This is a genomic window from Streptomyces sp. LS-MS-L19 (genome assembly GCF_058382285.1).
The window spans coordinates 7,610,169-7,624,596 of the sequence record NZ_JBYCLL010000001.1; the positions used below are offsets into that span (position 1 = coordinate 7,610,169).

General features: G+C 70.7%; 13 protein-coding genes. 4 read left to right on the forward strand and 9 right to left on the reverse strand.

Annotated elements, in window-relative coordinates; translation table 11 throughout:
* Positions 1–90: 90 nt before the first annotated feature.
* Genes AC2XR2_RS33945 through AC2XR2_RS33955 form a run of 3 tightly spaced genes read left to right on the forward strand, consistent with a single transcriptional unit; the run spans position 91 to position 2,572 of the window.
* Positions 91–1,221 carry an ABC transporter ATP-binding protein gene (locus AC2XR2_RS33945; RefSeq protein WP_381299196.1) on the forward strand — a complete coding sequence of 377 codons (1,131 nt, stop codon included), beginning with the start codon at positions 91–93 and terminating at the stop codon, positions 1,219–1,221.
* Positions 1,218–1,907 (forward strand): ABC transporter permease, encoded by a 690-nt coding sequence (locus tag AC2XR2_RS33950; protein ID WP_330263786.1) that lies wholly within the window; start codon positions 1,218–1,220, stop codon positions 1,905–1,907. The genes AC2XR2_RS33945 and AC2XR2_RS33950 overlap by 4 nt, the downstream gene beginning before the upstream one ends.
* Positions 1,904–2,572: an ABC transporter permease gene (locus tag AC2XR2_RS33955; protein WP_123763734.1), complete on the forward strand. Its 669-nt coding sequence runs from the start codon at positions 1,904–1,906 to the stop codon at positions 2,570–2,572. The genes AC2XR2_RS33950 and AC2XR2_RS33955 overlap by 4 nt, the downstream gene beginning before the upstream one ends.
* 32 nt (positions 2,573–2,604) lie before the next feature.
* On the opposite strand, the gene AC2XR2_RS33960 is transcribed toward AC2XR2_RS33955, so the two are convergent.
* The 4 genes from AC2XR2_RS33960 to AC2XR2_RS33975 are packed head-to-tail and all read right to left on the reverse strand — an operon-like array spanning position 2,605 to position 6,757.
* Positions 2,605–3,207 carry a GTP-binding protein gene (locus AC2XR2_RS33960; protein ID WP_381299197.1) on the reverse strand — a complete coding sequence of 201 codons (603 nt, stop codon included), beginning with the start codon at positions 3,205–3,207 and terminating at the stop codon, positions 2,605–2,607.
* Positions 3,194–3,610, reverse strand: a complete 417-nt coding sequence (locus AC2XR2_RS33965) for a DUF742 domain-containing protein (protein WP_007385463.1) — start codon at positions 3,608–3,610, stop codon at positions 3,194–3,196. Before AC2XR2_RS33965 ends, AC2XR2_RS33960 begins: the two co-directional genes overlap by 14 nt.
* Before the next feature lie 19 nt (positions 3,611–3,629).
* Positions 3,630–4,106 (reverse strand): roadblock/LC7 domain-containing protein, encoded by a 477-nt coding sequence (locus tag AC2XR2_RS33970; RefSeq protein ID WP_330263784.1) that lies wholly within the window; start codon positions 4,104–4,106, stop codon positions 3,630–3,632.
* Positions 4,103–6,757 (reverse strand): sensor histidine kinase, encoded by a 2,655-nt coding sequence (locus AC2XR2_RS33975; protein WP_491517122.1) that lies wholly within the window; start codon positions 6,755–6,757, stop codon positions 4,103–4,105. The genes AC2XR2_RS33970 and AC2XR2_RS33975 overlap by 4 nt, the downstream gene beginning before the upstream one ends.
* Positions 6,758–7,141: 384 nt before the next feature.
* On the opposite strand from AC2XR2_RS33975, the gene AC2XR2_RS33980 reads away from it, so the two are divergent.
* A complete protein-coding gene (locus AC2XR2_RS33980) occupies positions 7,142–8,107 on the forward strand; it encodes an ABC transporter substrate-binding protein (RefSeq protein ID WP_330263782.1) in 966 nt (321 codons plus the stop codon).
* Positions 8,108–8,161: 54 nt separating this feature from the next.
* On the opposite strand, the gene AC2XR2_RS33985 is transcribed toward AC2XR2_RS33980, so the two are convergent.
* The 5 genes from AC2XR2_RS33985 to AC2XR2_RS34005 are packed head-to-tail and all read right to left on the reverse strand — an operon-like array spanning position 8,162 to position 14,262.
* The gene (locus tag AC2XR2_RS33985) at positions 8,162–9,058 is read right to left on the reverse strand and encodes an ROK family protein (RefSeq protein ID WP_491518552.1); all 897 of its coding nucleotides are present in this window, start codon (positions 9,056–9,058) and stop codon (positions 8,162–8,164) included.
* A 2-nt stretch (positions 9,059–9,060) separates the two neighbouring features.
* The gene (locus AC2XR2_RS33990; RefSeq protein WP_491517123.1) at positions 9,061–10,680 is read right to left on the reverse strand and encodes a dipeptide ABC transporter ATP-binding protein; all 1,620 of its coding nucleotides are present in this window, start codon (positions 10,678–10,680) and stop codon (positions 9,061–9,063) included.
* A complete protein-coding gene (locus AC2XR2_RS33995) occupies positions 10,677–11,561 on the reverse strand; it encodes an ABC transporter permease (RefSeq protein ID WP_491517124.1) in 885 nt (294 codons plus the stop codon). The genes AC2XR2_RS33990 and AC2XR2_RS33995 overlap by 4 nt, the downstream gene beginning before the upstream one ends.
* On the reverse strand, positions 11,558–12,517 hold the full coding sequence (locus tag AC2XR2_RS34000) for an ABC transporter permease (RefSeq protein WP_491517125.1): 960 nt from the start codon (positions 12,515–12,517) through the stop codon (positions 11,558–11,560). The genes AC2XR2_RS33995 and AC2XR2_RS34000 overlap by 4 nt, the downstream gene beginning before the upstream one ends.
* Positions 12,517–14,262: a peptide ABC transporter substrate-binding protein gene (locus tag AC2XR2_RS34005; RefSeq protein ID WP_381299202.1), complete on the reverse strand. Its 1,746-nt coding sequence runs from the start codon at positions 14,260–14,262 to the stop codon at positions 12,517–12,519. The genes AC2XR2_RS34000 and AC2XR2_RS34005 overlap by 1 nt, the downstream gene beginning before the upstream one ends.
* Between the last annotated feature and the right edge of the window lie 166 nt (positions 14,263–14,428).

Here is a 14,428-nt window from a genome sequence, read left to right on the forward strand (position 1 = left end):
CGAAACCCCGGCGGTCTAGACTCTGCCGGACGGCCGTTCGAGTGGCCGGAAGTGGTCAACCCCGGCCAGACCCGAAGGGTATTCGGCGCCTTGATACGGATAGATTCAGTCACCAAGCGGTACCCGGACGGCACGGTGGCGGTCGACCGGCTCTCGTTGGAGATACCCGACCGTTCCATCACCGTCCTCGTCGGACCCTCGGGCTGCGGCAAGACGACCACGCTGCGGATGATCAACCGGATGGTCGAGCCCAGCGAGGGCACCATCCTGATCGACGGCAAGGACAGCCGGCAGCAGCCGGTCAACACCCTGCGCCGCTCCATGGGTTACGTCATCCAGAACGCCGGTCTCTTCCAGCACCGCACGATCGTCGACAACATCGCCACCGTGCCCCGGATGCTGGGCTGGGGCAAGGACAAGGCACGCGCCCGGGCCCGGGAGCTGATGGAGCGGGTCGGGCTCGACGGCTCGCTCGCCAAGCGGTACCCCTACCAGCTGTCCGGCGGCCAGCAGCAGCGCGTCGGAGTGGCCCGGGCCCTCGCCGCCGACCCGCCGGTGCTCCTCATGGACGAGCCCTTCTCGGCCGTCGACCCCATCGTGCGCAAGGGCCTCCAGGACGAACTCCTGCGCATCCAGGACGAGTTGGGCAAGACCATCGTCTTCGTCACCCATGACATCGACGAGGCCGTCAAGATCGGCACGATGGTCGCGGTGATGCGCACCGGCGGCAAGCTCGCCCAGTACGCGCCGCCCGCCGAACTGCTCTCCCGTCCCGCCGACGCCTTCGTCGAGGACTTCCTCGGCACCGACCGGGGCATCCGCCGGCTCTCCTTCTTCGGCTCCGCCGGACTGCGGCTGCTCACCACGCCGGTCGTCGCGGTCGACGCCACCGCCGAGCAGATCGCCGCGCGCGGCACGGACGAGGCCCCCTACCTCCTCGTCACCGACCTGGACGGCCGGCCCCTCGGCTGGAGCGAGCCCCGGGACCTGACCGCCGGCAGCATCGACACCGGCCGACTGCTGTCGTACGGGCGGCCGTTCGTGGCCGGCACGGACTCGCTGCGGGCCGCGCTCGACTGCGCGGTGCTCTCGCCCACCGGCTGGGCGGTCGGCGTCGACGCCGAGGGGCGGGTCGCCGGAGTGGTCTCCCAGCAGAGCATCGGCGAGGCGATCCGCGGGGCGCACGCGGAAGGCCGTACCGACTCCGAGGCCGTGCGGTGAACGGCTTCTTCGACATCCCCAGCGACCTCCAGCACAGCTGGCTCGGGCTGATCGGCCTGCACCTCAGGGAAGCCCTGCTGCCGGTCCTCGCCGGACTGGTGATCGCCCTGCCGCTGTCCCAACTGTGCGTGCGCTTCCGGTGGTTGTACCCGCCGGTGCTGTGGGTGACGACCGTGCTGTACGCCATCCCCTCGCTGGCCTTCTTCGTCGTCCTCATCGACTACACCGGCCAGACCGAACTGACGGTGATGATCCCGCTCACCGTCTACACCCTCGTCATCCTGGTGCCGGCGATCGTCGACGGGGTCCGCTCGGTGCCGCAGGAGACCCTCGCCGCCGCGACCGCGATGGGCTTCGGGCCCGTACGCCGTTACCTCCAGGTCCAGTTGCCCATCGCGGTGCCCGCCATCATCGCGGGGCTGCGGGTGGCGACCGTGTCGAGCATCTCGCTCGTCAGCGTCGGCGCCCTCATCGGCAACCAGGGGGCGCTCGGCAACCTCATCAACGACGCGAACATCTACAACCGGCCCGAACTCGCCGTGAACGCCGTGCTGACCATGGCGGTCCTCGCGATCCTCGCCGACGGCCTGCTGGTCGCCGTACGACTGCTGCTGACGCCGTGGATGCCGAGCGGCGCGCGGACGCGTCGCGCGCAGCGGCCCGAACCGGAGGTCGCCGCCCGGTGAACGTCCTCAACTTCATCAACGCCTTCTTCAGCGACAACGCGCACTGGACGGGCTACGACGGGATTCCCACGCGGCTCTGGGAACACGTCCAGTACACCCTGGAGGCGCTCGCCATCGCCGCGGCGATCGGGCTGCCGGTGGGGCTGGTGACCGGGCACTACGGGCGCGGCGGCAACGCGCTGGCCTTCATCGCCGTCGCCGGACGGGCACTGCCGACCTTCGGTCTGCTGGTGCTGATGACCCTGTCCCTCGGGTTCGGACTCATCAACGTGATGATCCCGCTGGTCGTGCTCGCCGTGCCGCCGATCCTCGTCACCACGTACGAGGCGATGCGGTCCGTGGATCCCGCGCCGGTGGACGCGGCGCGGGGGATGGGCATGCACGAGGTGGAGGTGCTGTTCCGGGTCGAGTTGCCGGTCGCTCTTCCGCTCATCCTCGGCGGGCTGCGGTCGGCGGCCATCCAGATCGTGTCGACGGCGACGATCGCCGCGTACGTCTCTCTGGGCGGGCTCGGGCGGTACATCGTGGACGGGCTGTACCAGCGGAACTACGAGAAGGTCGTGGGTGGGGCGACCCTGGTCGCCGCCCTGGCGCTGGCCACGCTGGCGCTGTTCTGGGGGATCACCCGGCTCACCGTGTCGCGCGGGGTCCTCAGGAGCAACTGAGCGACGGGCCGGGGGAGTCCCCCCGGCCCACCTCAGTTCTGGGTGCGCGCCAGTGCCTGTTCCAGGACCACCAGCAGCGCGTCCCGCACCGAACCCCGTTCCCTCGCGTCGAAGACGATCACCGGGACACGGTCGTTGACGTCCAGGGCCCAGCGGACCTCGTCCAGGGTGTGGTCGACCCTGCCGTCGAAGGCGTTGACGGCGACCGCGAACGGGATCTGCTTGTGCTCGAAGTAGTCGACCGCGGCGTAGCAGTCGTCGAGGCGGCGGGTGTCGACGATGACCAGGCCACCGACCGCGCCCTCGACGATGTCGTCCCACATGAAGCCGAAGCGCTCCTGGCCGGGCGTGCCGAACAGGTACAGCTTCAGGGTCGGGTCGACGGTGATGCAGCCGAAGTCCATCGCGACCGTGGTCGTGGTCTTGCGCGGAGTGTGGCTGAGGTCGTCCACGCCCGCGGCGACCTCGGTGATGGCGGCCTCCGTGGTCAGCGGCTCGATCTCGGAGATCGAGCCGACCGCGGTGGTCTTGCCCACCCCGAAGCCGCCCGCGATCACCATTTTGACCGGCAGCGGCGGTCGTACGGCGGCGGAGGGCGCGGCCGAGGGCCGGGTGGCCGGTTCAGTCGGTGTCACGGAGTACCCCTCGGGAGTCGGGGATGGCACGCAGGCCGTCGATGAGCCTGCGCAGGACGGAGGCGTCGTGGGTGACGCCGGTGTCGGGCACGTGCACCGTCAACTGCCCTGCCGTGCGCAGGTCCTCGGCGAGGATCCGCACCACGTTCAGGTGCAGCCGCAGCCGGGCCGCGATCTCCGCGATGGACTGCGGGATCCGGCACGCGGCGACGATGTCGTGCTGTTCGAAGGCCAGCCGGTCGAGCACGGCGAGCCCCTCGGCGGTGGCCACCACCTGGGTCTCGACGGGCATCGTCCGGCCGGACGGATCGGGCGCCACCCGGCCGGCGGTGACGAGGAACGGCCGTACGGCGGGCACGGGACCGCCCGGCTCCGGGTCCGGAGGCGTGCTGCCGTCCGCCATGACTGCGCTTCCTCCTCGGTCAGCGCTTCGACGTGGCGCCGACGCTGTTCTTCAGCTCCAGCACCAGCTGGGGGCTGAGCGCGGCACCGGCACGGTTCGCGAACAGGGTCATCTCGTACGCGATGTTGCCGAGCTTGGCCTCCTTGTCGGTGACGACGCCGAGCACGGCGCCGCTGCCGATCGCGGAGACCAGGACATGGCCGCCCTCCAGGTCGATGATGACCTTGTTGAGGGCGCCGAGACCGTAGTTGCCGGAGGCGCCCGCGGCCAGGCTCGTGATGCCCGAGACGATCGCGGCGAGGCGCTCGGAGTCCGCGTGCTCACGCAGCTCCGAGACGGCGATGAGCAGCCCGTCCGAGGACACCGCGATGGCGTCGACGACGCCCGCGGTCTCCGTCGCGAAACGGTTCAGCAGCCAGGTGAAGTCGGCTGCGGCGGCCTGCAGATCGGCGGGCGTGCTGCCTCCCGTAGGCGTGTCACCTGTGGACGTGCTCACTGCTCCGCTCCTTCCGGGGAGTGGTTCTGTTCGTGCGGGGGGTTGGATGCGGTCTGGTGGGTTGCCACGGTGTCCTTCAGTACCGGTCGGGAGTGGCTGCCGGTGTCCCGGTGGGCCCGCTCCACGGCCGCCTCGAACGCGTCGAGCTCGTCGCGCACGGCCTCCGCGTCGGCGGGCCGGGGGGCGGCGGCCTTCGGTACGACGTCGGCACCGAGGGTGGTCCGCAGCGTGGCCCCGCGGACGCGGCGACGCAGGGGGCGGGCACCGGCGGGGTCGTCGGCGGTACCGGCCGCCTCGGCGGCGCGGGCCTTCGGGATGAACGGGGGCGTGGGAGAAGAGGGTTCGGCGGATGCGTCCGGGCCGTCGGGAGCCGGGTCGCGGTGCGGGACCCGGCGGGGGAGCGGGGCGTGATCGCCGTCGGCGGCAGCGGCCCCCGTGACGCCGGGCTCGGAATCCGCGGTACGCCGGGGGAGTGGGCCGGTGGGCGCCTCCTGGCCGGACTCGGGGCGTGCGGCCGTAGGACCTGTGGCCGGAACCGGATCCGGGGCCGGCGTCGGATCCGAGGCCCAGGTCGGTGCCGGGCGGGTCGGCGGGGCGGCGGCCGGGGGCGCGTCGGAGTGCGCCGCGGCTGCCGTCGGGGCGCCCGCGGCGACCGCCACCGGGCTCATCGTCAGCAGCAGTGAGGAGGGGATGGTCACCTCGGCCGTGACGCCGCCCCCCGGGGTGCGGGAGAGGGCCACGCTCACGTCCCAGCGGCGCGCCAGCGTGCCGACCACGAAGAGGCCGAGGACCTTCGTCGGGACCAGGTCGAGGCGTTCGCGGCGGATGAGCCGGGCGTTCTCCTCCTCCAGGCGCTCGGCGCTCATGCCGAGACCGTGGTCGGAGATCACGACCAGCGCACCCTCGCGGCTGTCCTTGACGATCACCTCGACCGGACTGCCCGCGGGCGAGAACGACACCGCGTTCTCGACGAGTTCGGCCACCATCAGCGTGAGGTCGCCGATGATGTCCGGCTCCACCATGACCTCGGTGCCCGCCTGGAGGGAGACCCGCTGGAACCCCTCGATCTGCCCGAGCGCGGCCCGGACGACGTTGGTGAGGGCGAGCGGACCGGAGTCGAGGACGGTCTCGCGGATGCCCGCGAGCAGCATCAGGCTGTCGGCGTTGCGGCGCAGGCGGACCGCGATGTGGTCGATGCTGTAGAGGCGTTCCAGCAGCGCCGGGTCGGTCTCGCCGCGCTCGACCGCGTCGATCAGCGCCAGCTGCCGCGTGGTGAGGTTGCTGACCCGGCGGCCCACGTTGCCGAACATCTCGGCGACGTTGCGCCGGCTGAGCACCTGGCGTTCGAGGAGCGCGACCGCGGTGGTCTGCACCTGGTTGAACACATCGGCGAGGTCGCCGATCTCGTCCTTCGCCGTGACCGGCATCTCCTGGAGCCGCGGCGTGCCGGTGTCCTCGGTGTCGTCGTCGGCCACGCGGGCGAGTTCACGGCCGGCCACCTCGGCGACCTGCCGGGCGGCACCGGTCAGCGCCTGCACCGGCCGTACCACCGAACGCCGTACGGCGACCGAGAAGGCCAGCCAGAGCACGAAGCCGAGCAGGGCCGACCCGAGCAGCCACGCCGCGTTCGAGCGGGCCTCGCGGGAGGCGGCGTCGGCGCGGTCGGCGATCTGGTCGATCAGCGAGGTGGTGGTCTTCAGCCGGGTCCGGGCCTGGGTGCGGTAGTCCGGGTAGGAGTCGAGCGCCGTCTGGAAGGCGGCCTTGATCTCGGACTGGCTCTCCGCCTGGAGCGAGCCGGGGTCGATCTGGAGCTCTGCGTACTGCCGGGCGATGGTCGCCTGGGCGCTGTTGTGCTCGATGTCGCCGAGTTCCTCGGCCTGCTCCGGGGTGGCGAACCGGCCGAAGCGCTCGACCTGGTGGGTGTACTCGTCGTAGGAGCCGATCGCGCCGATCAGCTCGATGAGGGCGTTGGAGTCACCGGTCGTGGCGGAGAAGACACCGGTCTCGAAGGAGCCGTGCGCGGCGTCGGCGCGCAGCAGCGAGTCGAGCAGGTTGCCGGTGAAGGTGGCGGCGAGGGCCGGGTTCCGGTCGAGCCCGAGGCCGTCGATCAGGCCCTTGGCGGCGTCGCTGTAGGCCGGGTCGATGTTGTCGGCGGGCAGATAGGCCTTCTCGATGGTGGTGCGCAGGTCCGCGAGGCCGTTGACCTCGCGCAGCGCCTCGGCCTCCTCGTCCGGCAGCCGGTCGCCGAAGGTCGCGCGGACCTTCTCGACCTGGTTGTCCACCCGGATCTGGGCCTCGCGGTAGGCGGTCTGCGAAGGCGTGTCGCCGGCCCGGTTCGACTGGTGGCGCACCGAGAGCAGGACGGCCTGCTGGTGCTCGGCCTCCAACTGCCCGACCAGCTTGGCGACCTGGGCGCTGTCCCGCACCAGCTGGGCGGCCTTCGACGCGTCCTGGGACTGGCCGACCTGGTCGGCGAAGAGGTAGGCCAGCAGCGCGGCGACCACCGCGAGCGGCACACCCACCAGGATGTTCAGCTTGCGCCGGAACGGCCAGCGCTCGGCGAAGTCCCGCAGGCCCCGGTCATCGCGTACGTCGACCCGGCTCGGCGGCGGTGCCGACCGGGTGGACGCGTCCACCTCGTTCGTGGACACCAGCCCTCCTTCGTGGATGTCCCGGCCGACGCGCGAGGACCGCGCATGACCGATTCTGATCGCTACGGGACGGTGCATAGGACACCTGAGTGGCTCCTGCACGCCTGTGTGACCGGCGCCAACTTCGGCGAGACTACAGCCTCTTCGGACAGCGCTTCCCGCCGCCCTGAGTCAAGAATCCGTTACAACCTGTCGGCACCCCGCGCGCCGGTTTCGCTTTTCCTTCACAACCGACTGGTGATGGGAGCCAATTGTGACCAGGCCGGTCTTGACTGGGCGAGAACAGGCTGGATTGGATCAGAGCAAGGGCTTCCCCGAAGCCGAGGGCTTCACTCCAAGCCCCCTGAATCCCCCTTGAGTCCCCCTGAGTCCGGAACGGGAATCGTGACTGTTACCGCCGTACACCGCAGGTCCATCAGGAAGAACCCCGGCCTGGCCGCCGTCGCGCTCGCCGCCGCCACGGTCCTGCTGGCGGGATGTGGGTCCTCCGACGACACCTCCGACCCGCTCAACGAGGACAGCGCGGGTGCCGGCAGCGGCGACACCGTCGTGGTCGGCTCCAACAACTTCGCCGAGAGCATCCTGCTCGCCGACATCTACGGCGAGGCCCTGAAGGCCAAGGGCGTCAAGGTCACCTACAAGCCCAACATCGGCAGCCGTGAGACCACCTACGGCCTGCTGAAGAACGGCTCGATCACCGTCCTGCCCGAGTACAACGGCTCGCTGCTGGCCTACCTCGACAAGGACGCGGCGCAGGAGTCGGCCGCGGCCGTGAACACCGGGGTCAAGGCCAAGCTCGACCCCAAGCTGACGCTGCTGGAGTCGGCGCCGGCGGAGGACAAGGACTCGGTCACGGTCAACGCGGACACCGCGAAGAAGTACAACCTGACCTCCGCGTCCACGCTCGCCGACCTCAAGGCGATCGCCCCGGACCTGGTCATCGGCGGCTCCCCGGAGTTCCAGACCCGGCAGCAGGGTCTGCTCGGCCTCGAGTCCGAGTACGGCCTGAAGTTCAAGTCCTTCAAGGCGCTCGACGCGGGCGGTCCGCTGACCCAGGCGGCGCTGAAGAAGAACACCGTGCAGGCGGCGGACATCTTCACGACCGACCCGACCATCACCAAGGAGAAGTTCGTCGTCCTCCAGGACCCGAAGAACCTCTTCGGCTTCGCGAACGTGACCCCGCTGGTCTACAAGTCCGGCCTCAGCCAGGAGGGCGTGGCCGCCCTGAACGCGGTCTCCGCGAAGCTGGACACCAAGGCGCTCCTCGACATGGACTCCCAGGTCCAGCTGGAGAACAAGGACCCGCTGGACGTGGCGAAGGCCTGGCTGAAGACGAACGGCCTGGGCTGACCCGGAGCCCGGCAGGACGGGACGTGCCCTCACGGGTGCGTCCCGGCCGTGGGGTTACACCCCGCCGAGTTCCGTCCGCACCCGCGCCGCCGCTCCCACCGTCACCGCGTCCCCACCGAGCAGAGCGGGCAGCACCCGCAACTCCTGCCCGCTGACCGGGGGTTCGGCGGCCAGGGCGCGGTGGACGGCCGGCGCCAGCAGGTGCCAGGCGCGGCTGACCCCACCGCCCAGCACCACGGTGGTCACGTCCAGCAGGCCCGCCGTGACGAGCAGCGCCCGCGCCACGGCGGCCCCCGCCTCCTCGTACACGGCGAGCGCGTCCGGGTCGGCGGCCGCCGCCAGCTCGTGGGCGCTCACCACGCGCCCGGTCCGCTCGCCGTACCGGGCCGCGATCGCCCGCCCGGAGGCCAGCGTCTCCAGATGCCCGCGCCCTCCGCAGGTGCAGGGCAGGTCGCCGAAGCCGGGGACGTGCCCGATCTCGCCCGCCGCGCCGTGCGGCCCGTCGTACAGGGCGCCGTCCAGCCACAGCGCCCCGCCGACCCCCGTCCCCAGGGTCATCCCGAGCACGTGCCGCTCCCCGGCGACCGCCCCGGCCGTCGCCTCGCCGCGCAGGAACGCGTTGACGTCGTTGTCCAGGAACGCCGGCACCCCCAGCGCCGCCTCGAACGCCGCCGTCACCGCGAACCCGGCCCAGCCCCGGAACGAGTCGCTGGCCACCAGCACCCGTCCGCCCACCGCGTCCACCACACCCGCCGCCCCCACCCCGACCCCGAGCAGCCGGGCGTCGTTGCGGTCCAGCAGCAGGCGTACGGCATCCACCGCGGCCCCGGTCATCGCGGCCCCGCCGACGTCCGCCGGGGTGGCCGTCTCCAGCCGGTCCACGACGGCCAAGTCCGGTGTGCACAGGGCCACTTGGGTGGTCGTTCCGCCGATGTCGACACCGGCGAACACCTTCACGCGGTGACCTCCGTCCGCTGTGCCCGCCGCTCGCGCTGCACGACCGGGTCCGGCACGGGGACGGCCGCGATGAGCCGCCGGGTGTACTCGGTCTCCGGGCGCAGCAGCGTGGCCATGGTCGGCCCCTGCTCCTCCACGCGCCCGTCCCGCATCACGACCACTCGCCCCGCGAACTCCTGCACGACGGCCAGGTCGTGGGAGACGAGGAGACAGGCGAACCCCAACTCCCGCTGCAACGCGGCGATCACCTCGAGGACGGTCCGCTGCACGCTCACGTCCAGCGCGCTGGTCGGCTCGTCCGCCACCAGCAGCCGGGGTTCGAGGACCAGCGCCCGCGCGAGACTCACCCGCTGCCGCTGGCCTCCGGACAGCTCACGAGGTCCGCGCCCCGCCAACTCCCGCGGCAGCCGCACGAGTTCGAGGACCTCCGCCACCCGGTCCCGGCGCTCCGCCCCCGACATGCCCCGGCGGTGCACCCTGAGCGGCTCGGCCACGCACTCCGCCACGCTCATCCGCGCGTCCAGCGAGGCCACCGGATCCTGGAGCACCACGCCCACCCCGGCGAGCAGTGCCCGCCGTTTCCGGCCCCGGACCCGGCGCAGGTCGGCGCCGAACAGCGACACCGAGCCGGAGTCGGGCGCGACGAGCCCGAGCGCGACCCTGGCCGCCGTCGACTTGCCCGACCCGGACTCGCCCACCAGTCCCACGGTCTCACCGGGCCGCACGTCGAGGGAGACCCCGTCGAGGGCCCGCACCCGCCCGAACCGCACGGACACGTCCCGGAGCCGCACCACCGGCGCCGCCTCCTCGGCCGGCTGGGCGTCGGTACCGCTGAACCGCAGCCGCGGCACCGCCGCCAGCAGCTCCCGGGTGTACTCGTGCCGGGGCCGCAACAGCACCTCCTCCACCGACCCGGTCTCCACGACCTCGCCCCGCAGCATCACCGCGACCCGGTCGGCGAAGTCGGCGACCACCCCCATGTTGTGCGTGACCAGCAGCACGCCCGTGCCCGAGTCGGCCGCCAACCCCCGCAGCAGGTCCAGGATCTCGGCCTGCACGGTGACGTCGAGCGCGGTGGTCGGCTCGTCCGCGATCAGCAGACCCGGCGAGTTGGCGATCGCCATGGCGATGACGACCCGCTGCCGCTGGCCGCCCGACAGCTGGAAGGGGAAGGCCGAGGCCCGCCGCTCCGGCTCGGGAATCCCGACCCGGCGCAGGAGTTCGACCGCCTCCCGAGCGGCCTCGGACCGGGAGACGTCCCGGTGGTTGCGTACGACCTCCGCGATCTGGGCGCCGACCCGGGTCAGCGGGTCGAGGGCGGTGGCCGGCTCCTGGAACACCATGGAGGCGGTCCGCCCCCGCAGCCGGGTGAGCGAGGCGTCCGGCGCCCCGACGATCTCCGTGCCGTCGACCGAGACCCGCCCCGAGACACGCGCGGTGCCCGGCAGCAGGCCCATCGCGGCGAGCGCCACCGTCGACTTCCCGGACCCCGACTCGCCGACCAGCGCCAGCGTCTCGCCGGGCCGCACGTGCAGGGACACCCCCCGCACGGCGGGCACGTCCCCCGTCTCCGTCGCGAAGGTCACCCCGAGGTCCTCGATGGTCAGGATGTTCACGCGCGTCCCCTCACGTCGAAGGCGTCCCGCAGCCCGTCGCCGATCGCGTTGAACGCGCACACGACGAGGATGATCGCGAGGCCCGGCGGCACGATCAGCCACCAGCGCCCCGAGTACGCGGCCGTCAGCCCGGCCGACAGCATGCCGCCCCAGTCGGTCTTCGGCGGCTGCACACCGAGACCGAGATACGACACATAGGCGATGAGCAGGATCGCGTCGGCGACCTGGAAGGTGGCTGCGACGACGATCGTGGAGACGGCGTTGGGCAGGATGTGCCGCCGGATCGCCCGCCCGTGCGTCCCCCCGGTGGCCCGCAGGGTCAGCACATGGTCCCGGTTCTTCAGCGTGAGCGTCTCGGCCCGCACGAGCCGCGACGGCACGAGCCAGGACACCAGCCCGAGCACGACGATCAACCCGAGTGTCCCGGGGCTGGTGACGGCGGACACGACGAGCAGGATGAACAGCGCGGGAATGGCGATCCCTGCGTCGACCACCCGCATCATCACGGCGTCGACCCATCCGCCGGCATATCCGGCGACGGCCCCCCACAACGTCCCGATCACGGTCGCGAGCACCCCGGCCGCCAGCCCCACGAGCAACGACACCTGCCCGCCGTACATGAGCCGCCCGAGCTGGTCATGCCCGACGGCGTCGGTACCGAGCCAATGGCTGGAGTTGGGCGCGAGGTTCACCTGGGTGAGATCGGTGTGGGTCTGGTCGGTTGAGTGGAGGAGGGGCCCGATGAAGCAGAAGCCAAGGAAGAGGACGACGACTACGAGCCCGGCCACGGCAAGCTTGTTGCGCGCGAAGCGCGCTTTAAGGGGCGCGGGGAACTGCGCGACAAGCCCCCACCGGCGGACAGCCTCAATACGACCGCTCATACCCTCCCCTCCTTCACCCGAGGATCAACAACCCGCTGCACCACATCCGCAAGCAACGTCCCCACCACAGTCGCCACCGAGATCACCAGCACACACCCCAGCAGCACCGGATAGTCCGAAGACTGCGCCGCGGACCAGAACAACAGCCCCATCCCCGGGTAGTTGAAGAGCTGCTCCACCACCAGCGCACCCCCGAACAGCACCGGCACGTAATACCCCAGCATCGCCACCACCGGAGTCAGCGAGTTCCGGAACACATGCCGAAACAGCACCGCGTACTGCCCCGCGCCCCCCGCGCGAGCGGTCCGCACATAGTCCTCGGAGAGGTTCTCCAGCGTCGCGCCCCGCATGTACCGACTGAACACGGCGACCATCGACGCGGCCCCCGTCACCACGGGCAGCACCAGCCCCGCCGGATCCGCGAACACCTGGGCCAGTGTGTCCCCTTGGGGCGCCTGCGAGGGAAACCACCGAAGGGTCTGCGTGAACAGCAGGATGAGCAGCAACCCGAGAAAATAGACCGGCGTCGAGTACGCGACGAAGCTCAGCGTGGTGATGACGTAATCCGTCGGCCGGTTCCGCCGCACCGCCTGCCACATCCCCAGCGGCACCGCGAGCACCAGCCCCACCACCGCCGACAGCACGGTCAGCACCAGTGTCTTCGGCAGCCGTTGCTCGATCAGCCGGGACACCGCCTCGTTGAGGGTGTACGACGTCCCGAGGTCACCCTGCACCAACTCGCGCAGGTAGTAGGCGTACTGCACCGGCAGCGACCGGTCGAGCCCCTGCTCGTGCTCGAACGCGGCGATCTGCCCGGCCGTGGCCTGCGGCCCGAGGATCCCGCGCGCGGGGCCCCCGGGCAGCGCGTGCAGCAGGCAGAAGACCACGATCGTGACGATCAGGATCACGGCGAGGGCCTGGAGGAGCCGCCGGCCGAGGTAGAGGACCGTGTCCACTAGTCCGTCCACTTCCACTGCGCCGGGTGGAAGTTGGCCAGCGAGTCCTGGGAGAACCCGCCGAGGCCGTTCCTGACGACGGAGATCTGGTAGTCCGGCTCGGGCAGCCAGATCACCGGCAGGTCCTTGGCGAGGGCCGCGCTGTAGTCCTGGATCGCCTGGTTCGAACTGGACGTCGTCGTCGCGGAGATGAGCTTGTCCACGGCCGGGTTCGAGTAGCTGCCGAAGTTCGAGCCGCCGCCGGTCTGGAACAGCGAGTCACCGGTCGGGAACGCGTTGAAGTACCAACTGCCCGCCGTACCGAAGAAACTGAGCTGCCACTTGCAGATCGACTGCCCCGAGGTGCACTGCGGGGTCTGCGAGAGCACCGAGTTGACCGGGGCCGTCCTGATCGAGAACTTGATGCCGCTCTTCGAGAGCGAGGACTGGATCGCGCTCATCATGTTGTCGGTGACGGCCGACCCGGACTGCGAGAGCACCTGCATCTCGAACTTCGTGCCCTTGGCGACGCCCGCACCGCACTTCGCGGGCTCCGAGCAGGTCATCACGCCACCCTGTTCGGTCCAGCCATGGCTGGTCAGCAGGGACTTGGCGGTGTCGTTCGAGAAGGGGTACGGGTTGTCCTTCTGCACCGGCGACAGGAAGTCCGAGGCCTGCCCCTGCGGGATCGGCCCGTAGCCCGGCACCGCCGTCCCGTTGAGGACGACCTTCGCGAGGCTCGCCTGGTCGATCGAGTGCTGGACCGCCTGACGGGCGTAGAGCTGCTTGAACACCGCGCCCATCGCCGGGTTGTTGAAGTTGTACGGCATGTAGGTGATCGCCCAGCCCGACCACGGCTCCACCCGGTAGCCCTGCGCGGTGAAGCTGTCCTTCTGGTCGAGGTCGGTCGCCTCGATGTAGCCGTAGTCGACGCTGCCGGACCGCAGGGCGTTCTTCTCGGCGTCCGCGGTGGTGAACGGAAGCAGGTTCACCGTCGGGATGTTCGCCTTCTCACCGCCGTCGTACTTCTTGTTGGCGGTCAGGACCACCTTGCCCGCGGTCGAGAAGGACTTCACGGCGTAGGGGCCGCTGATGGTCTTCCACAGCGGGTTCGAGGCGTAGCCGGAGATGTTCTTGGCCGCGTCGTTGAGATACGTCCACGCCTGCTTGGGGTCCCGGCCGCCGGCCCAGGCGTGCCGGGGGAGCGGGGTGATGGAGTTCAGCTCGTTGGCCAGCATCCACTGCGGGTTGTAGGCCTTGTCGAAGGTGATCGTGAAATGGCGGTCGTCGACCGTCCTGAAGGACGTCCAGTTGTCCGGAGCCTTGCCCGGGTTGTAGCCCGCCCACTGGGCCTTGTTCGCCTTGATCAGGTCGAACCAGAACTTCACGTCCGCGGAGGTGATCGGCTTCCCGTCGCTCCAGTGCCGGTCGCCCAGGGTGATCGTCACGCTCTTGTTGTCGGCGGCGAACTTCGCGTCCGTGGCCACCGAACCCGCCTTGTTCCAGCCGATCTTTCCGGTCGAGCCGTCGTAGGCGATGAGCGGTTCCCACAGTGTGTTCGCGATGGAGATGTTGTTGGTGTTGAGGTGGGCCGCGGTGCCGATCGGCAGGATCCAGTTCGGCGTGAAGTTCGCCGGCAGCGCGTAGTCGATGGTGTCGTGCGAGGCCGACGACGTGCCGCTCGACCCGGAACACGCGGTGAGCAGCAGGGTGCCCGCGCTGAGGGCGGCGGCACCGGCGAGGAGTCTCGTGCGGGCAGGGGACATGGTTGCTCCAGGGACCTGGGAGGCGGAAGCGGGGGTGGAGCCAGTGAACGCCCCCTCTGTTGGAAGAAACAGGCGTGCCGCTGTAAAAAGCCTGTTTCTGCTGTTCTGGAAAAAGGACAGAGGGGCTTTCCGGGCTTACGCTCGACGCCCCGGCCGCCGAATTCGG

What these genes read in the sequence shown, in the direction of transcription:
- AC2XR2_RS33995 (WP_491517124.1), bottom strand. Translation starts at nt 11,561, where the DNA reads ATGAGCGGTCGTATTGAGGCTGTCCGCCGGTGGGGGCTTGTCGCGCAG.
- AC2XR2_RS34005 (WP_381299202.1), bottom strand. Translation starts at nt 14,262, where the DNA reads ATGTCCCCTGCCCGCACGAGACTCCTCGCCGGTGCCGCCGCCCTCAGC.
- AC2XR2_RS33965 (WP_007385463.1), bottom strand. Translation starts at nt 3,610, where the DNA reads ATGGCGGACGGCAGCACGCCTCCGGACCCGGAGCCGGGCGGTCCCGTG.